Origin of the sequence: Streptococcus cristatus (assembly GCF_003944225.1) — a bacterium.
GTDB lineage: Bacteria > Bacillota > Bacilli > Lactobacillales > Streptococcaceae > Streptococcus > Streptococcus cristatus_K.
In genome coordinates this window covers 372944-392233 of sequence record NZ_RJPN01000001.1, presented here as the reverse complement: position 1 = coordinate 392233, position 19290 = coordinate 372944, and the positions used below count along the sequence as shown (strand labels likewise).

General features: G+C 36.4%; 21 protein-coding genes and 1 pseudogene. All 22 read left to right on the top strand.

Annotation, left to right across the window (positions count from 1 at the left end; all coding sequences use genetic code 11):
• The first annotated feature begins 9 nt into the window (after nucleotides 1–9).
• The 22 genes and pseudogenes from D8797_RS02115 (at nucleotide 10) to comGG (ending at nucleotide 19256) form a co-directional block, all read left to right on the top strand.
• Nucleotides 10–1011: a glycosyltransferase family protein gene (locus D8797_RS02115; RefSeq protein ID WP_049508892.1), complete on the top strand. Its 1002-nt coding sequence runs from the start codon at nucleotides 10–12 to the stop codon at nucleotides 1009–1011.
• Nucleotides 1012–1029: 18 nt separating this feature from the next.
• Entirely contained in the window at nucleotides 1030–2022 is a 993-nt protein-coding gene (locus D8797_RS02110) for a stealth family protein (RefSeq protein WP_125379071.1), read from the top strand.
• 70 nt (nucleotides 2023–2092) lie between these two features.
• Nucleotides 2093–3190 (top strand): non-hydrolyzing UDP-N-acetylglucosamine 2-epimerase, encoded by a 1098-nt coding sequence (gene wecB, locus D8797_RS02105; protein WP_125379070.1) that lies wholly within the window; start codon nucleotides 2093–2095, stop codon nucleotides 3188–3190.
• A 32-nt stretch (nucleotides 3191–3222) separates the two neighbouring features.
• Complete coding sequence (locus D8797_RS02100) at nucleotides 3223–4359, top strand: glycosyltransferase family protein (protein WP_125379069.1); 1137 nt, start codon at nucleotides 3223–3225, stop codon at nucleotides 4357–4359.
• A 10-nt stretch (nucleotides 4360–4369) separates the two neighbouring features.
• On the top strand, nucleotides 4370–5668 hold the full coding sequence (locus D8797_RS02095) for a hypothetical protein (protein WP_125379068.1): 1299 nt from the start codon (nucleotides 4370–4372) through the stop codon (nucleotides 5666–5668).
• Nucleotides 5661–7136 (top strand): flippase, encoded by a 1476-nt coding sequence (locus D8797_RS02090; RefSeq protein ID WP_125379067.1) that lies wholly within the window; start codon nucleotides 5661–5663, stop codon nucleotides 7134–7136. Before D8797_RS02095 ends, D8797_RS02090 begins: the two co-directional genes overlap by 8 nt.
• Nucleotides 7137–7976, top strand: coding sequence for a glycosyltransferase (locus tag D8797_RS02085; protein WP_125379066.1), 840 nt, complete (start codon nucleotides 7137–7139; stop codon nucleotides 7974–7976).
• Between the two features lie 15 nt (nucleotides 7977–7991).
• The gene (locus D8797_RS02080) at nucleotides 7992–8819 is read left to right on the top strand and encodes a LicD family protein (RefSeq protein WP_125379065.1); all 828 of its coding nucleotides are present in this window, start codon (nucleotides 7992–7994) and stop codon (nucleotides 8817–8819) included.
• A gap of 211 nt (nucleotides 8820–9030) precedes the next feature.
• Nucleotides 9031–9237: pseudogene (locus D8797_RS02075) on the top strand (transposase family protein); the annotation flags it as partial.
• Nucleotides 9238–9500: 263 nt separating this feature from the next.
• Nucleotides 9501–11387: an NTP transferase domain-containing protein gene (locus tag D8797_RS02070; RefSeq protein WP_125379064.1), complete on the top strand. Its 1887-nt coding sequence runs from the start codon at nucleotides 9501–9503 to the stop codon at nucleotides 11385–11387.
• Nucleotides 11359–12282 (top strand): DMT family transporter, encoded by a 924-nt coding sequence (locus D8797_RS02065; RefSeq protein WP_125379063.1) that lies wholly within the window; start codon nucleotides 11359–11361, stop codon nucleotides 12280–12282. Before D8797_RS02070 ends, D8797_RS02065 begins: the two co-directional genes overlap by 29 nt.
• A gap of 31 nt (nucleotides 12283–12313) precedes the next feature.
• Nucleotides 12314–13000: a sugar phosphate nucleotidyltransferase gene (locus D8797_RS02060; RefSeq protein ID WP_125379062.1), complete on the top strand. Its 687-nt coding sequence runs from the start codon at nucleotides 12314–12316 to the stop codon at nucleotides 12998–13000.
• Between the two features lie 256 nt (nucleotides 13001–13256).
• A complete protein-coding gene (gene comW / locus D8797_RS02055; RefSeq protein WP_185780833.1) occupies nucleotides 13257–13484 on the top strand; it encodes a sigma(X)-activator ComW in 228 nt (75 codons plus the stop codon).
• A 242-nt stretch (nucleotides 13485–13726) separates the two neighbouring features.
• Nucleotides 13727–14995, top strand: a complete 1269-nt coding sequence (locus D8797_RS02045; protein ID WP_125379060.1) for a CapA family protein — start codon at nucleotides 13727–13729, stop codon at nucleotides 14993–14995.
• Nucleotides 14996–15127: 132 nt separating this feature from the next.
• Nucleotides 15128–15499 carry a DUF1033 family protein gene (locus D8797_RS02040; protein ID WP_061910210.1) on the top strand — a complete coding sequence of 124 codons (372 nt, stop codon included), beginning with the start codon at nucleotides 15128–15130 and terminating at the stop codon, nucleotides 15497–15499.
• An 84-nt stretch (nucleotides 15500–15583) separates the two neighbouring features.
• Nucleotides 15584–16525 (top strand): competence type IV pilus ATPase ComGA, encoded by a 942-nt coding sequence (gene comGA / locus D8797_RS02035; RefSeq protein WP_125379059.1) that lies wholly within the window; start codon nucleotides 15584–15586, stop codon nucleotides 16523–16525.
• A complete protein-coding gene (gene comGB / locus D8797_RS02030; RefSeq protein ID WP_125379058.1) occupies nucleotides 16473–17489 on the top strand; it encodes a competence type IV pilus assembly protein ComGB in 1017 nt (338 codons plus the stop codon). The genes comGA and comGB overlap by 53 nt, the downstream gene beginning before the upstream one ends.
• Nucleotides 17486–17803, top strand: a complete 318-nt coding sequence (gene comGC / locus D8797_RS02025) for a competence type IV pilus major pilin ComGC (protein WP_125379057.1) — start codon at nucleotides 17486–17488, stop codon at nucleotides 17801–17803. The genes comGB and comGC overlap by 4 nt, the downstream gene beginning before the upstream one ends.
• Nucleotides 17763–18197 carry a competence type IV pilus minor pilin ComGD gene (comGD, locus tag D8797_RS02020; RefSeq protein ID WP_125379056.1) on the top strand — a complete coding sequence of 145 codons (435 nt, stop codon included), beginning with the start codon at nucleotides 17763–17765 and terminating at the stop codon, nucleotides 18195–18197. The genes comGC and comGD overlap by 41 nt, the downstream gene beginning before the upstream one ends.
• Nucleotides 18163–18456 (top strand): competence type IV pilus minor pilin ComGE, encoded by a 294-nt coding sequence (comGE, locus tag D8797_RS02015; RefSeq protein WP_185774100.1) that lies wholly within the window; start codon nucleotides 18163–18165, stop codon nucleotides 18454–18456. The genes comGD and comGE overlap by 35 nt, the downstream gene beginning before the upstream one ends.
• Complete coding sequence (gene comGF / locus D8797_RS02010) at nucleotides 18440–18877, top strand: competence type IV pilus minor pilin ComGF (protein ID WP_125379054.1); 438 nt, start codon at nucleotides 18440–18442, stop codon at nucleotides 18875–18877. The genes comGE and comGF overlap by 17 nt, the downstream gene beginning before the upstream one ends.
• Nucleotides 18858–19256 carry a competence type IV pilus minor pilin ComGG gene (gene comGG / locus D8797_RS02005; protein ID WP_125379053.1) on the top strand — a complete coding sequence of 133 codons (399 nt, stop codon included), beginning with the start codon at nucleotides 18858–18860 and terminating at the stop codon, nucleotides 19254–19256. Before comGF ends, comGG begins: the two co-directional genes overlap by 20 nt.
• The last annotated feature ends 34 nt before the right edge of the window (nucleotides 19257–19290 follow it).

Below are 19290 nucleotides of genomic sequence, written 5' to 3'. Positions count from 1 at the left end.
AATTAACTAATGAAAAATTTAATAATATTGGATAGTGAAATTCGAAGAGACTTGAAAGAATTTTATGAATCTTTAGAAGGAGGTAGTGAAGTAGTTATTACTACTTATGAAACTCCATTGATTCGAAAAGTTAGAAATTTCAAAATTGTTGGTAGTCCTTTTTATCATTTTCTAATGTGGAAAAAGTCTTATAATTATGCTAAGAAATTAATTGAAAAAGATGTAAAAAAAATTGTTTGTTTAAATCCTCTGGTAGGCATATTTTTAGGTTTGTTTAATGATAAAGGAATTGATATTACGCTAGCTGGTTTTCTTTTTGAACCCAAAAGAAATAAAATTTATTATAATTTGAGAAAGTATTTGGTGAATAGAACATTAAAAAATGTAAATCGTGTAGTGGTGTATAGCAACAAAGAAGTTGAGTATTACTCAGAGATTTTTCCTAAATATCAAGAGAAATTTAAGTTTATACATTATGGTTTAGATTATGAAAATAATGACTCTTATCAAGGTAAACTTCCTGAAAAATTCTTTTTCTCAGGGGGAGGAAGTAATCGTGATTATGAAACGCTTGTTAAAGCCGTTGAAAAATCTGACAATACCTTACCTTGTGTGATTGCTACTCAACCTTGGAAAGTACCAGCGCATGATTCAAAAGTTCAAGTATTATCAGATGTAGTTGTAGAGACATTTGGAGATGTTATGCATCATTCAGAAGCTTTGGTGTTATCTTTGAAAGATATTAACCTATCTGCTGGACATATGGTAATGTTGCAAGCAATGTCACTTGGAGTTCCAATCATTGTAAATGATATTCCATCAGTTAGGGACTACGTAGATGAGAGCTCTGTACTTTTTTATCCTTCAGAAGATCATGAGTCTTTGGCAAGTTTATTGGATAATTTTAAGCCTTCAGACAGTGAAGTGATTGAACGAACAAAAGTCTCTCAATCTTTATATAATAATCATTATACATCTTTACAATTAATGGAGAGGTTATTAGACATCTAGAAAATTGAGGGTAAGGAAATGATAGAAAAAATTGATTTTGTTGTGACATGGGTTAATGGGAATGACCCAGTATGGAAAAAAAGTAAAACCATGTTTGCAACAGATAGTGAGAATCAAATCATGAACTCTGACGCGCGTTATCGTGACTGGGAGTTTATGAAATATTGGTTTCGCGCAGTTGAACAAAATGCACCTTGGGTCAACAAAATTTTTTTAATAACTGAAGGTCATATACCTGAATGGCTGGATTTAAGTTGTGAAAAATTAGTACATATTCGTCATAAAGATTATATTGATGAAAAGTATTTGCCTACTTTTAATTCTAATGTAATTGAGTTGAATATTAGCAACATTGGCGATTTGTCAGAATACTTTGTGTTATTTAATGACGATATGCTAATAAACAAATCAGTTAGACCTGAAGATTTTTTTGAAGATAGTAATCCAAGAGATACAGGAATATTTAGTCCTATTGTTCCAAGTAGGGGGACGATTGGGAGTATAGTGCTGAACAATGTAGAAATTATCAATGATTATTTTAATGCTAGACAGGTAATTAAAAAGAATTTTTTTAAATTTTTTAATTTAAAATATGGTAAACATTTAATAAAAAATTTTTGTGTATTACCTTGGAAAAGCATATTAGGATTTTATGATTCTCATATTCCTGTCAGTTATAAAAAATCTACATTTTATATGGTATGGAAAAAAGAGAAAGAGCTATTAGAAGAAACATCTAGTCATAAATTTAGGACAAATCAAGATATTAACCATTGGTTAATGCGTTATTGGCAACTTTGTCAAGGAAAGTTTATTCCTAGAAAAGAAAGTTTTGGTAAATATTACAATATATATAGTGATTTAACTGTAATTGTTGAAGACATTAAGTTTAGCAAGCATAGCTTAATTTGTTTGAATGACGGTGAGGTTGATAATTTTGAAGAATCGAAGAAAGTAATCTTGCAGGCTTTTCAAGATCGTTATCCTAATAAATCCATGTTTGAAAAATAGAATTGCACGAACTTAAAAGATTGTCTATAGAAAATAGTTGTATAAATTGGCTTAAGGAAGGGAATAACTTATGAGAAAAGTAATGTTGGTTTTTGGGACACGCCCTGAGGCCATCAAAATGTGTCCATTGGTTAAAGAACTAAAGAAAAGTAATAAGTTTGAAACACTTGTTTGTGTAACCGGACAACATAGAGAAATGTTGCAACAAGTGTTAGATGTTTTTGATATAGTTCCTGATTATGATTTGGACATTATGAAGGAAGGACAAACGCTTTATAGTATTACAACGGCTATTTTGGATAAAATTAAGCCGGTTCTAGAAGTTGAAAAGCCCGATATTGTCTTAGTTCATGGTGATACGACAACAACATTTGCTACTTCATTAGCTGCCTTCTATTCAAATATTAAAGTTGGGCATGTGGAAGCTGGTTTGCGAACTTATAATCTTCAAAGTCCGTTTCCAGAAGAATTTAATAGACAGGCTGTTTCTATCGTTTCAGATTTTAATTTCGCTCCAACAGATCAAGCTAAGAAAAATCTGTTACAAGAAGGTAAGAAAGAATCAACAATTTTTGTTACTGGCAATACGGCTATTGATGCCTTACGTACAACCATTACTGAATCTTATACGAATCCAATTTTGGATTGGGTAAATGATAGCAAATTGATTCTTTTAACTGCTCATAGACGTGAAAACTTGGGCCAACCTATGGAAAATATGTTCAAGGCCGTTAAGCGTGTTTTAGCAGAACATACAGATGTGAAAGTTCTTTATCCAATCCATAAAAATCCTAAGGTTCGCGAAATTGCTCGCAAGGTTTTTGGTAGTGAGAAACGTATTAAACTAATTGAACCTTTAGAAGTTATTGATTTTCATAATTTTATGAAGCAGTCTTATATGATTTTAACAGATTCTGGTGGGGTTCAAGAAGAAGCACCTTCTCTCGGTAAACCAGTTCTTGTTATGCGTGATACGACAGAGCGTCCCGAAGGTGTGGAGGCAGGGACTCTGAAACTTGTTGGGACAGAAGAAGAAACAATTTATAACGAGTTCACTAAACTATTGACAAATCAAGAACTTTACAATCAGATGAGCAAAGCTAGCAATCCTTATGGTGATGGTTTCGCTAGTGCAAAAATTGTTAAAATTTTGGAAGATTATTTATAAATTGACGTCATTGACATAGAATAGGTTGTTTAATGGGAAAATATAATAAAATTACAGTCGTACATATAGGAGATTTTTTGTGGTATCCGCCAGTCATTAGTCTTATTGAGAATCTTTTACATCACCATGTAAAAGTGGATTTGATTAGTTCGACTGAGGGACACAGAATACCGGTAATCATGCAGAATAATAGTGATTTCAACTATATTTGCGTTCCTTACGATCTTGGGTCTGGATTGAAATCAAGAATTGTTCGAGTTTTTTTAAATCGAAAAACGATTAGAGAAACTGTTGCAGCATCAATGAAAACGTCAGATATTCTTTGGACAACTACTGATGTTGCTATTAAAGTATTAGGAGAACAACTGTTTGAGTATAAGCATGTGATGCAATTGATGGAACTGATTCAGAGATTTCCACATTTTACAAATATCAAAGCCCTTGATTTTCCAATTGATGAATATGCTCGAAAAGCTTATAAGGTTATTGTGCCAGATTTAGATAGAGCTTATATCCAACAAGCTTGGTGGAATTTGAAAGAAGTTCCTACTGTTTTACCGAATAAACCGTATTCAATAAATCGTGGAGAAATATCTGAAACAACTCAAGCGGCGCTGGACAAAATCAAGACTGAAACAAGGAAGATTCTTCTCTATTCAGGAATTATTACTCCTGAGAGAAATATAAAAGAATTTGCAGCGGCAATCCGAAATCGTGAAGACTATGCTTTATATGTAATTGGTAGGAATGCATCTAGTGAAACTTATTTAAATAAGTTGTTGGATGAAAATCCTAACATTGTTTATTTGGGTTATCATACTGCTCCGTCTCATTTAGAGTTTATCCAGTATGCTCATATCGGTTTAACGCCATATATTCCAACACAATCAAAATTGCATCCAATCATAAACGCTCTCTATTGTGCACCCAATAAAATTTACGAATATAGTGCCTTCGGAGTTCCGATGATTGGAACAAATGTTTTAGGCCTGTTAAGACCTTTTGAGCAGTATGGCATTGGAAAATGTGCAAAAGATATGACACCGGAATCTGTTTTAGAATGTGTTGAGTATATTGACGAACATCATGATGAAATGAGTAAAAACTGTCTGAGGTTCTTTGAAAAAGATAATCTGGATAAAATTGTTCAAGATATTATAGAGGGGTAGGGATTTATCAATGGTCAAACTATCATCTTTATATAAGGCAATTGTTGTAATCTTTGTAGCCTTTATGGTAGGAGTCCCTCTGCTTTTTCCTATTGAGATAATTGGGAGCTCTGCTCAAAGAATCATTATCATACTAGTTTCGATTTTACTTTGTATTCCTATACTATCGGATAAAAATACTGAATTGAAAAGAGAATTCAAGTTTTTAAATCAATATTTTTTACTCTATATTTTAGTAATTATTATTATGGTGTACTTTTCCCGCATGACTTATGGTTATTCGTGGGATCAACTGGTTAAAGGTATTTTACTAGAGTACTTGTTGCCTATAGCAGCTTTTCCAATTATTTTTATATTCCATACGGATGATTCAATCGAGGGATATTTATCGCTTATTTCTAAAATTGTTTTATTTATGTTGCTCATACGGATGTTTAGTTGGGGAATGTATAACTTTAAAGGACAGATTTATTTTTCAAGACTGTTATTCCAGTATGAAGAATGGATTAGAGATGGTTTTCAGAGAATAGAATCCGGTATGCTTTATGGGATAACTCTAGTCTTTGTTGCAGTTCAATCTTTAAATAACAGAATGAAGGGATTGATTTATAAATGCCTCTTAGCTTTCATGATTTTATTTCTACTAGTTGTTACGCGTGTTCGCTTTCAGACTTTTATTTCTGTTTTAACAGTCGGTGCGATATACAGTTTTTATAAAACTAAGACAAAAGGCGGTTTTTTGTTAAAAACACTCTTGTTTATATGCCTGTTTGGAATGTTGATATTTAATTCTCAATTATTAGAAACCTTTGTAGATAAAATCTCAACTAGTGGTCAATATGGAGCATCAACAGCGGTTAGATTTCAGGGGATAGAGCATTATTTGTCTATTATGGCTCAAAAGAATGCCTATTTTGGATTAGGTTTTTTAATCAAAGGTAACATGACAGTAGATGCTCTAATGGCTAGAAATCAATGGAGCATCTATTATCTGGATGATTTGGGCTTATTAGGAACTGTTATTCAAATTGGCTTATTTACGATAGTGACACATGGTTTCCTATTTATGAAAGCTATTCAAGTGACAATAAAATGTTTTAAACAAGTAAATAGAGACTATTTAGTATATGCACTTGGTCTAACAGTCTATTTAATTGGTTCATGTTTGCTACTGAATATTTTTGATAGACAGCGAATTTTCGATGTACCCTTTTATTTAGCAATTTATAGTTTTTTAGATGCAAAAGTTTCAGATGCATCTTCGAGTGAAATATACGAGGAAGATAGAGTAAAAGAGATATATGGGTGAAAAATTTAAAGTAAAATCTGTAAGATACAATTTCTTTATGAATATCATTCTAAAAATATCGGGAGTTGTTTTTCCTTTAATAACATTTCCATATGTTTCTAGGGTTCTGCTCAGTACAGCAAATGGGAAAATTGCTTTTGCAAGCTCAGTAGTAGGCTATTTCTCATTACTTGCTTCTATGGGGATTCCATCATACGGTATTCGGAAATGTGCTGAGGTTAGGGATAATAGAGAAAAATTGTCAAAAGTAGTTACAGAATTACTGATACTCAATTCCATCTGTACTCTGCTAGCCTATATTGTATTTATTATTTTAGTGATAAATATTTCACAATTCTCAAATGAGTCTCTATTATTTTTCGTTACCTCATTAACAATCTTGTTTAATATGCTAGGAGTAGAGTGGTTCTATCAAGCGATCGAACAATATCAGTATATCACCATTAGAAATATTTCTTTTAAAATTATTTCAATTATTTTAATGTTTGTATTCGTTCATCAACCACAAGATTACATTCTATATGCGGGTATAAATGTTTTTGCATCAGTTGGTTCAAATATTTTGAACGTATTAAAATTGTCAAAATATGTTGATTTAGGTTTTAAAAAAAATCAAAAGTATGAGATACTTATTCATTTGGCTCCGATTATGACATTGTTTTTATACAATGCGACTACTATCATTTTCACAAGTCTTGATCAAGTCATGCTTGGTTTTATCAAGGGTAATGAAAGTGTAGGTCATTATGCAGCAGCAATTAAAATACAGAATATTTTAGTAAGCTTAATTACTGCTCTAGGAGCGGTCATGTTGCCAAAAATTTCATATGCTTTAAAAAATGAAGGGCAGGAAAATTTTGAGAATATGATTAGGAAATCTTTTGAATTTATCATCATTTCTGCTATACCAATGTGTTTTTTAATTATGATTCTTTCGAAAGAGCTTATCTTAGTATTAGCAGGAAGAGATTACTTGGCTGCGGTACCCGTGTTGCAATTTTTACTACCCTCATTGATTTTCATAGGGTTAAGTAGTGTAACAGCATGGCAACTATTAATTCCTTTAGGAAAAGAGAAATTTACAGTTATTGGCGCACTTGCAGGAGTGATTGTTAATTTAATATTTAACTTTTTAATGATTCCTAGTTTGGGAGGAATTGGTGCGGCCATTGCTTCAACTTTAGCAGAGTTAGCAGTTTTATCTGTCCATTTGAAAGTCTTAAAAGAGATTGTCACCCGAACTTTAGAAATGAAAGAAGTATTCATTTCTCTAGTATCTACTTTTGTTGCATCAGGAACACTGCTTCTAATAAAGTATAATATGGTAATTGAAATGAATTTTTTTGCCTGTGTAGTCTATGGTGTAATATTTATGGGAATCTATGCATTGTCACTTCTTTTTTTTAGAGAGAGGTTAGCCAGCGAAACATTATATCGTTTAAAAGCGAAGATAGCAAGGAGGGTATAAATGGTAGATACTTGTGTCTGCATGATTTTGAATTATAATGATGCAAAAACAGTAAGAAAACTTGTACTAGGTATTGAAAGTTATCCTGTGTTTGATCATATTGTTATTGTAGATAATTGTTCGGTAGATAATTCTTATATTGAGTTACAATCTTTAGTTTCCGATAGAATTACTGTTATAAAGACTGATAAAAACGGAGGCTATGGCTATGGTAACAATTTTGGGACGAAATATATCAAAGAACACTTTAATGCTAAGTATATTCTCTTATCTAATCCAGATGTAGTATTTTCTAATAGTCTTATTCAAAGATTTATTTCAACGATGGAAAACCAACCTCAATTAGCTCTAGTATCTGCTATTCAGCATGATATTAATAATCAACAAATACAAGATTTAGCATGGAAAATTCCTACATCATTTGAATATGCTATTTTAAATTCAGGGAAGTTTGCTCGCTTTTTTCCAACGAATCATGTGTTAGATTTTAATAAATCTGAGCAGTATGTTGACTGTGTTCCAGGTGCTTTATTACTATATAATGTAGATATGTTTTTAGAAGTTGATGGCTATGATGAAGACATGTTTTTGTTTGGCGAGGAAACAACTCTTGGATTCAAATTTAAGGAAAAAGGATATAAATCACTATTGATTTTGGATGATTATTATAAGCACGAGCATTCTGTCAGTATTAATAAAACGATAAATCAAAAGAGTAAACAACTTGAGATCTTATACAATAGTAGATTATTGTTTATGAAAAAATATTTAAGATCTAGTAGATTTATGTTGGCCCTTGCACGCTTTTTTCAAAAGAGAACATTAAAAAAATTAAGGTAAAAAGTAAGGAAAGAAATGAAGGAAGAGTTTACGTTAGCTAAGGTTCAAGAATTATCATTTGGAATTTTACAGTTTATAAAAAGAATATGTGATGAGAATCAAATTCGCTATTACTTAGCGTATGGGACATTGATTGGTGCTGTAAGACATAAAGGATTTATTCCTTGGGATGATGATGTTGATATTATGATGCCTAGGAAAGATTACAAAAAATTATTGGCAATTTTAAACAGCAAACCACATCCATACTATAAACTCATATCTGCTGATACGGATGAGCGTTTTCAAGTACCATTACCTAAAGTGGTTGATACTCGAACAGTTCTTATTCAAGATTATGATATTGTTGAAACTGTCCCATTAGGTGTCTATGTTGATATATTTTTGATGGATGGTGCTGGTAATGATTATCAGGCTGCTGTGAATCACTACGATGAAGCTTTTAAACTCTATAGATATTGGAAAAAATCTCGTTTAAAATTATTTCCTTCCTCTATGCCTAAATTAAAGGGCTTACTCAGGTGGTTAAAAAATCTTCCTTTCAAAGTAATGGGGAGTCGGTACTTCATGAAAAGGTTGACAAGCCATAATAGTCTTTACGATTTTGATAGAAGTACTTATATTGCTACCTATGAAACTGGGACTGCTGATGCTAAGAAGTGTGTGTTTAGATATGATGAATTTAGTTTTGGTCACTATCTTGAGTTTAATGGGGAATTATTTCAGGTTCCTAAAGATTATGATAAAATTTTAAGATCCGAATATGGAAATTATATGCAGCTGCCTCCGAAAGAAAAACAAGTTTCTCATCATTCATATGATTTAAAATGGGCTAATGATTAAATATTTCACAAAATCAATAACCATAGTGAATAGAAGGGTTATATAATATCTGTAGTGGGTAAATCCACTATAGGAATTATAGAGCCTTTTGAGCGTAAAAAAAGTCCCATATGACTATAATGAAAAGTGTCAAAACTATCATTAGAAAGACTCAAACGGAACAAAAAATTTCATTACAAACTTACTGGAAATCAAAGACCTTAACATCTCTATGTTGGATTATGTTGATGTTGTAACACACAAGGAAATCATTTCTAGTCTTTATTACCCTGACCCTAAATGCATAAGCTGTCTTGGTCAGATGGCTAAGTATGAGTTCCAAAAAGAATCCAAAATACTCTATCTAGAGTGTGCTGGATACAAGACATTGATTTGTCTAAGGAAACGGCGTTTACTATGTCAAGATTGTGGGGAATTGTGCACTTAATTTGACATTTGAACACTCAAAAAGGCTCCATAATCCCTACTGTGGTTTTACCCACTACAGAAATTATAGAGCCGAAAAGTCTCCGTACTTTCTGACTGATATTTACCAATTACAGATATTATAAAGTCAAAATTTAGTTCTATTGCATGTGGGGCTAAATTTTTTAGCTTCATGTAGCTATATTCCCGTTGACAAGCATATAAAATTGAGGTACAATTAAGTTGTTCAAAAAATGAACAGAAGGTGAGTCTTATATGAATGATTTGTTTGCAGTCTTATATGAATTGAATCAAAATAGATATTTATCTCAAAGGGAGATTTCTGAAAAAACTCAGCTTTCTTTAGGAAAAATTAATAACATTATTAAGATACTAGAGGAAGAGCATTATCTGCGTATTGAAAAAAATAAGAAGAATAGCTATCAGCTAACAGAAATAGGTTTGAAGCTTTTGGAAAGATACTTGAAGGAGGAACAGCAAAAGAAGATTTCTTTGAGTAATGAAGCGGAATCAATTACGAATGCTGTTATTTTAATGGCAGGTCAAGCACGACAAATAGATGTACCAGTAGGTCTAATTTCGTTGAACGATGAAACTATTTTAGATAGAGGCATTCAGCTGTTAATCTCATCTGGTATTACTAATATTGTAATAGTTGCTGGGTTCGCCAAAGAAATGCTCCTACCTATCGAAAAAAAATATCCTCAAGTTCATATAGTTGTTAATGAGCAATTCAAAAAGACGGGTACAATGGCTTCATTAGCAGCTGCCCAATCGTTTATAAAAGACGATTTTATATTGCTTGAAGGTGATTTAGTTTTTGAAGAACGTGGTTTAACACAATTACTCCGTTCAAGAGATACTAGTAGTATCTTGATTACTAGTGTGCGAAAAACTTATGATGAAGCTATGGTTGAAATACATGATGGCTACATTTATAAGATGAGTAAAGATATTCATCAATTTAATCGAATCGATGGAGAAATGATTGGTATTTCGAAATTTTCTCTATCTTTCTTTAAAAAAATGCTGGAAATTTTTTCCGAAAATGAGAATCCTCTCGTTAATTATGAATATATCATGATGGATGTTGCACGTGATTACCGTTTAGGTTATGTTCGTGTAGATGATTTCATTTGGGGAGAGATTGATGAGCAAGTTCAGATAAAATTTGTAACTCAAACTATCTATCCTAGAATCATCCAAAAAGAAAAGCGTTTAGCACTTGAAACAGTACGAGCTTTCATAAAAGAAAAGATGAATGTGATGGATGATGATATTGATTTATTAGAAAGTGCTGGAGGTATGACTAATAAAAACTATAAAGTTGTTTTAAATGGTCAATCTTTCATTATCCGAATTGCAGGAAATGGCACTGAACGTTTTATTGATAGAATTTCAGAAAAGGAAAATAGTACTCTTGGTCAGATTTTAGGATTAGATGTTGAAACAGCCTATTTTGATTCTGAAACAGGATCTAAAATCAGTCGCTTCATTGAAGAGGCGGAAACTCTTAATCCTGTAACTGCTGCTTACCCAAGAAATATGCGACAGACAACGGATTTATTAAGAAAGTTGCATACTTCGGGATTAGAATTTAATAATGAGTTTAATGTATTTCATGAGATAAAAAAATATGAATCATTAGCGAATGAGATGGCGGCTAATTACTACGAGGGATATTATGAACTACGTCCATTAGTTCTAGCTTTAGAATCTGATTTGTCGAGAATGGGAATCGAGAAAGTTCCATGTCATATTGATACTGTACCAGAAAATTTTGTAAAAAATGGTCAAAAAAGAATGTTCTTAATTGATTGGGAATATTCTGGTATGAATGATCCTGTATGGGATTTGGCGGATCATAGTGTTGAATGTAATTTTACAGATAGTCAAGAACGACAGTTGCTGGAGAATTATTATCAAACAAATGACCTTCCTCCTTATATTGAGTTGAAAATGTTAGCCTATAAAATTTGTTCGGACTTTGTCTGGTCAGTTTGGACCATTTTTAAAGAGAGTAGGGGAGATGATTTTGGCAGTTACGGACGAGACAGACTTGAACGTGCTGCAGAAAATATGAGTCTGTATCAAGAGAAACGGAGGACTTACAATGAATCCTTATCGCAAAGGACTATTTAGTGGATTACTATCAGGTGTCTTGTGGGGAGCAGATACTACCATAAATGGTTGGGTATTGTTAGCTGTTCCCTTTTCGCTAGTAGATAAGCGCTTAGTTGCAGCATCCTTATTGTTAGCATTTTTTCATGATTTATTTTCTGCTTTGTGGTTAACGACTAGGCAAGTGATTAAATGTGAGTTGAAAACAACGGTTTCAAAACTTCGAAATAAAAGTGCATTATTTGTAATGCTTGCAGCATTATTTGGTGGACCGATTGGAATGCGCGCTTACTTATATGCCATTGATACGATTGGAGCAGGATATACTGCCAGCATTTCCGCACTATATCCAGTTGTTGCAGCTGTTTTAGGAGCTATTATTTTAAAAGATTATTTAACTCCGAAAGGCTGGTTTGGGCTGATTCTATCTGTCCTTGCTATTACAATCTTAGGTTATTCACAGCTTAATTCTTTGAATTCTAATGCCTTTTGGGGGTTCACAGCTGCTTGCATTTGTGCGGGTGGTTGGGCAGCTGAAAGTGTAATTTGCGCATATGGTATGAAGGAAGATGTTCTCCCCGAAGAAGCACTATTTATTCGGCAATGGGTATCAAGTATTGCATATTTCCTTTTTATTATACTTGGAGGACATCCTTTGTTTAACATATATAGTGTCATAAGTCGTCCCGTCATTATAATAATTGCTGGCTTGGCATTAATTGGTACAACTTCATATCTTTATTACTATCAAGCTATTGATATGATTGGACCTGTTAAGGCTACGGGAATGAATGTTACCTATTCTGTTTGGGCTATTATATTTAGCATTTTTTTACTTGGTGGGCAGTTTGATTTAAAGTTAATTATGTGCAGCATAATGATTATCGTTGGGACTGTTTTTATATCAAAAGAGTAAATATTATTTAAAATTAAGAAAGTAGGTTATAATGAGAGCCATTATTTTAGCTGCTGGAATGGGAACTAGACTCAGACCAATTACTTTAACGACTCCAAAGTCTCTGATTGAAATAGGAGAGGAAACATTAATTGAGAGGCAAATTCGTTTTTTAAAAGAAAAAGGCATTGATGATGTGATTGTCGTTACAGGCTATTTGGCTGAAAAATTTGAATTTCTAAGAGAAAAATACCAAGTAACTTTGATTCATAACGATAAGTACGATGTTTATAATAATTTTTATACGATGTTTTTAGTAAAAGAATATCTATCAGATACTTATGTTATAGATGCAGATAACTATTTAGTTAACAATTTTTTACAGACTAATTTAAAACATTCTACTTATTTTTCAGCCTATAAGACCGATTTTAAACAAGAATGGGTTCTTCATACGGATGAAAACCAAAATGTTACCGACATAACAATAGAAGATGGAAGTGGCTCTATTATTTCGGGAGTTTCATATTGGAACGCAGAGGATGGAGTATTTTTGCAAGCTGTTATTCAGGAACGTTTCTTATCAGGAGAATACGCTTCTATATATTGGGATAATATTGTTTTAGAACAGCTTCCAAATTTAAATATAAAAAGACAACCAATTTCTCAAAATGATATTTATGAACTCGATAGTTTAGAAGACCTACAGAATTTGTATAAAGAACTAGATATTAACTAAATATGCTATATATCTTAGAGGAATAAATTTAGTCTAGTCATTTATATTCTAGAGTTAGAAAATATATTGAATCATATTTATGAGGGAGTTTAGTCTTCTACTGTAGCTCCCAAATGTCAAAAATATTCCCTGAAATGTCATTTTCTAGTGCCTAACCCTACCTTTCAGCTCTTAAATGAGACAAGTTAAGATTCTTGCCCCTAATCCTCTTCTTTTTACGATAAACTAGTGTTAAAGCAAAAAGATTGGAGTTATGATGGAAATTCAAGAAATTTATAATCAATTCAGAGATTACTATAGGGAGCTTGAGGCTGAGTATGCTCATTGTCAAAAGGCTAGCACGGAGTGGGAAAGCCTGCATCTGCGTTATCTGATTTACTATTTGATGCGCTATGGTATTGGGGAGATAAAGTTTTTTAATGCCTATCATTATCGGGCGGCCTACCGCTGGTATTTGCAGTCCTTGATGCCGAGCTCGGCCTGATATTTAGAGAGTGGGACAGAAATCGGTAATTGGTTAGAATTCGATTTCGTCGTCCCACCTCCGCACAGTTGAGTAGGGCTGTAAAGGCTGATGAAATCAGCGTAGTAGAGCCCACTCAACCACTGCGTCTTGCTCGACAATCCAAAGACAATTGAGAGGCTAGGACTTTTGTCCCAGCCTCTTTTTTATTCCCTTGGGAGGATAATTTATGATAAAATATAAGTAATACGGAGGTTGGCAAAATGGAGAAAAGATCTGGAACCAAGCGACAAGTAGCATTAAGCAACCGTGCCTTTATCTTTGCCCTGCTGGGAGCGGTATTTGTATCAGCGACTGTCATTTTATTCTTCCAAAGCATCATGGGGATGCCAAAGGGAAGCGGTAGGAATGCTGCTAAAGATGTTCCTAAATCCTCCTCGCTATCAGGAAAGAAGACCGACTCGAAAACGGTTCGCATTATGGCTAATGGCGACCTTTTGTATCATGATGGGCTTTATATGAGTGCCCAAAAGGCTGATGGTAGCTATGATTTTTCGGAAAATTTCACCTATGTCAAGGACTGGCTTCATCAAGGTGATTTGGTCTTGGGGGATTTTGAAGGAACTATTCGCTCGGACTATCCTTTGGGAGGCTATCCGCTTTTCAACGCTCCGGAGGCTGTTGTTCCCGCCATCAAAGATGCTGGCTACCAAGTGGTGGATCTGGCCCATAATCACATCCTAGACTCAGGGCTTGAGGGAGTCTTTACGACTGCGAAAGCCTTTGAAGATCACGGAATTAGTCCAGTCGGCGTCTATACTCACAAAAACAGGGACAAATCGCCCATCCTGATCAAAGAGGTAAAAGGCATCAAGATTGCTATTCTGGCTTATTCTTATGGCTTTAATGGCTTGGAGTCCAATCTCAGTCAGAAGGAGATTGATCATCACCTATCCACCTTTGATGAGGAGAAGATGAAGGCGGAGATTGAGCAGGCGGAGAAAGAAGCGGATATTACAGTAGTAATGCCGCAGACGGGGATCGAATATCAGCTGGAGCCCAATGAGGAGCAGGTCGAGCTCTATCATAAGATGGTGGACTGGGGAGCGGACATCATTTTTGGTGGGCATCCGCACGTAGTGCAGCCTTCAGAAATTCTTGAAAAAGATGGTCAGAAGAAGTTGATTATCTACTCTATGGGGAATTTTATCTCTAATCAGCGGATTGAAACCATGGCTGGTGTGGACACGGCTGAATGGACCGAGCGTGGCGTCTTGATGGATGTGACCATTGAAAAGACGGACAAGGGGACCATTATCAAAACAGCTCAGGCGCATCCAAGCTGGGTCAGCCGTGTGGAAAAGGGAACTTATTCGCCAGAGGGTTACCCGCTTTACACTTACCAAACCCTTATCTTAGAAGATTTCATCGAGGGTGGAAAATATCGCAATCAGCTGGATCAGGCGACCAAAGATCGGATTGATACGGCCTATAAGGAAATGAAAGAGCATGTGCATCTGAATTGGAAATAAGCACAAAAACGACACTCCCTTTTGTTTCTTTGCTTTCTTTGATGAGAAACGAACTATTATAGAGCCTACGAGCAAAATAGTTTCATTATCAAAGAATTTTATATATAATATAGGATACAAAAGGGGACAGGTATGTACAGCGTAATAGAAATGTATGGCGATTATGAGCCCTGGTGGTTTTTAGATGGTTGGGAGGATGATATCATTGAAAAAAGGTATTTCGATGATTATTACACCGCTCTCAAATACTATAAGCACCGCTGGCTAGAGATGTCTGAAGCATCGCCACTTTATAAAAGCCGCAGTGATCTTATGACGATTTTCTGGGATCCGGCCGATCAACGTTGGTGTGAGGAGTGCAATGAAGATATTCAGCAATACCACTCCCTGCTTTTGTTAGAAAATGAAAGCAAGATCCCCAAGAGCAAGTATCGTCCAGGCTACCGCAAGCAAAATGCCACTGAAAAACACCGTATTTGCAAAATAAAAGTGCGGGCTAGATAGGATAGAAGTCAAAGAATGGAGAAAATTTCTTCATTCTTTTTTATTTTTTCTCATTTTGTGCGAATAGTAAGGTGAGGAGGATTTATGGTTCAAAAAATTGCAAAGGAAATGATTCAATTGGCCAGGCAGGAAGCGGCCCAAGATATCTATCTGATTCCCAAGAGCACCTGCTATGAGCTTTATATGCGGGTGGGGGATGAGAGGCGCTTCATTCAGACCTATGATTTTGATTTATTATCGTCAGTCATCAGCCATTTTAAGTTTGTCTCAGGCATGAATGTCGGGGAGAAGAGGCGCAGCCAGCTAGGCTCCTGCGATTATGATTGTGGAGATGTGACGGTCTCGCTTCGTCTATCAACTGTCGGCGATTACCGTGGCTATGAGAGCTTGGTGATTCGACTCTTACACGATGAGGAGCGTGAGCTGCGTTTCTGGTTTGACAATCTGCCTGATCTTCGTAAAAAAGTCAATTCTCGTGGCCTTTATTTGTTTTCAGGGCCAGTTGGCAGTGGAAAGACGACGCTGATGCACCAGCTGGCTCAGATGAGATTTGGGAAACAACAGGTCATGTCTATCGAAGACCCTGTGGAAATCAAGCAGGAAAACATGCTCCAGCTTCAACTGAATGAAACGATTGGGATGACCTACGACAGCCTCATCAAGCTGTCTCTGCGCCACCGACCAGATCTCTTGATTATCGGGGAAATCCGCGACCAAGAAACGGCTCGTGCGGTGGTAAGGGCTAGTTTGACAGGAGCCACGGTCTTTTCAACTATCCATGCTAAGAGCATTCGTGGAGTGTATGAGCGGCTGCTAGAGCTGGGTGTCAGTGAGGACGAACTGCGCATGGTATTACAGGGCGTTTGTTACCAGCGTTTAATCGGGGGAGGAGGTGTGATCGACTTTGTCAACCAAGACTATCAACAGCACGAAGCCAATCTCTGGAACCAGCAGATTGACCAGCTTTTTGCAGATGGACATATCACAGCTGATCAAAGGCAGGCGGAAAAAATTATCTACGCCTAAGCAAAAGAAGATTATCGAGCTGTTTCGTAATCTCTTTACCAGCGGTTTTCATCTGGCGGAGATTGTTGATTTTCTGCGGCGGAGTGCCCTTTTAGAAGAGGCCTATGTCGCGGAAATGCGTTCGGGTTTGGCTGCTGGCCAGTCATTTTCCCAGATTATGAAGCGTTTAGGATTTTCAGATAATGTGGTCACCCAGCTATCTTTGTCAGAGTTGCACGGAAATCTAAATCTTAGTTTGGGTAAAATCGAAGATTATCTAGAAAATCTTTCGAAAGTCCGTAAGAAATTGATTGAGGTGGGGACTTATCCCCTGATGCTGCTTGGGTTTTTAGTACTGATTATGCTGGGCTTGCGTAACTATCTCCTGCCTCAGCTGGACAGCCAAAATATGGCCACTCAGTTCATTCATTATCTACCGCAGATCTTTCTGGGAGGCGTTCTGGTGAATTGCTTGCTGATTTGCGGCGGCTGGCTCTATTATCGCAAGAGCTCTAAGATGAGATTTTTCAGCCGTTTGGCTAAGTTTCCTTTTGTTGGCGCCTTAGTGCGGGCCTATCTGACGGCCTACTATGCGCGTGAATGGGGCAATATGATTGGGCAAGGACTGGAATTGAGCCAGATCTTTCTCATCATGCAGGACCAGCCTTCTCAGCTCTTTCAGGAGCTGGGACGAGACTTGGAGACGGCCTTAGGTGCAGGTCAGGGCTACGCCGAGAAGGTCGGCACCTATCCCTTCTTTAAGAAAGAGTTGGCCTTAATCATTGAATACGGCGAGGTCAAGTCCAAGTTGGGTGACGAATTGGAATTGTATGCCGAAAAGACTTGGGAAGAGTTTTTCCTGAGAATCAACCGTGCCATGAATTTGATTCAGCCTCTCGTTTTCGTCTTTGTCGCCCTCGTGATCGTTTTACTTTATGCAGCCATGTTGCTGCCAATTTATCAGAATATGGAGATTCAATTATGAAAAAATTAAAAGCTTTGAAGGTTAAAGCCTTTACTTTGGTGGAAATGTTAGTCGTTCTTCTCATCATCAGCGTCTTGATGCTCTTGTTTGTCCCGAATTTGACTAAGCAGAAGGATGCTGTTTCAGATACAGGCAATGCGGCTGTAGTCAAGGTCGTAGAAAGTCAGGCTGAGCTTTATGAATTGAAGAATGTTAATGAAAAAGCCACTCTAGGGAAATTGGTTGCCGATGGTCGGATTACCGATAAGCAAGTCGAATCTTATAAGGCCTACTATGGAAAAAACAGCAGTGAAGCTCGTGCAGTTGCGGATTAAGGCTTTTACGCTGCTGGAAAGTCTCTTGGCTTTATTTGTAGTCAGTTTCATTTTATTAGGTCTATCTGGCTCTGTTCAGGCTGGTTTCAATCAGGTGCAGGAGCAGCTGTTTTTCATGGAATTTGAGCATCTTTATCAGGAGAGCCAAAAGCTAAGTATGGCTGGACATGAAAAGATCAAATTGACCATTTCGGAGCGCAATATCTCCAACGGCTATCAGCAGGTGGAGTTTCCCAAGACTTTGCAGGAACATGCTCTTCAGACCATTCAGTTTGATCAGGCTGGCGGGAATTCTTCGCTCAGCAAGATTGTTTTTCAAACGGAGGATAAAAAGGTTGTTTACCAGCTTTATATGGGCAATGGAAAGTTTAAAAAGACGACGAATGGAGGCTAGTATTTTGCTGGAGGCTCTGGTGGCAATGGCGGTTTTTGCGGCTATTGCCAGCCTCCTGCTTGGCCAGATTAGCCAGTCGCGGCAGGAACAGACTCGCTTATTGCAGGAGGAGGAAGTCCTACGGGTTGCTCGGATGGCCATGCAGACGGGGCAGGAAAATTTGACAGTCAACGGCATTACAGTCCGCCAGGTTAAAACAGACCAGCAATTAACCGTCTATCACCAAGAAGAGAAGGTGCTCAGTGTTAAAAAACGTTAAAATCAAAGCTTTTACACTTTTGGAGACTCTAGTCGCCCTGCTGGTCTTGAGTGGTGGTATGTTAGTCTTTCAGTCGATGACCAAGCTTCTGGCTTTTGAACTGCGACATCAACAGGAAAATAAGCAGCAGGAATGGCTCTTATTTGTCGATCAGTTGGAGACGGAGCTATCGCGCAGCCAATTTGACCGAGTCGAAAACGACAAAATCTATGTCAAACAGGATGGCAAGAATCTGGCTTTGGGCAAATCTCGGAGTGATGATTTCCGAAAGACGGATGCTTCGGGACGCGGCTATCAGCCCATGATCTATGGGCTCAAGGCTGCTCCGGTCAGTCAGGAGGGGGACCTTGTTCGCTTTCGCTTCCGGTTTGAAAATAATTTAGAAAGAGAGTACGTCTATCATGTTCAAGATAAAAGTTAAGGCAGGCATCTTGCTTTATGCTCTCTTTATGGCAGCTGTCTTTAGCTTGCTCTTGCAATTTTATCTGAACCGGCAGGTGGCCAATCAGCGTCTCTTTCAAGCCAATCGGGAGCAGACAGAAGCCTATGCCTTGGCTGTTTTGACCAAGGAGACTGCCACAGAGGAGAACGGGCAATTAGCCTTTGACCAAGGGAGCACCCATTATCGCAGGCAGGGAAATATGCTGGAGGTCAGTAGCCAACTCGCCAATCAGAAGAGTTATTCTTTCTATTTTGAGAGTAAAAAGGAGCCAGAGAAGAAGGATAAAGAAGCTAAAGACCCCAAAGATACTAAAAAAAGTAAAGCGCCCTCTCCTTCAACTGACAAGAGAAGCGACTAATATAAATGTAAAAGATTTGTAATCCGATAGCCCT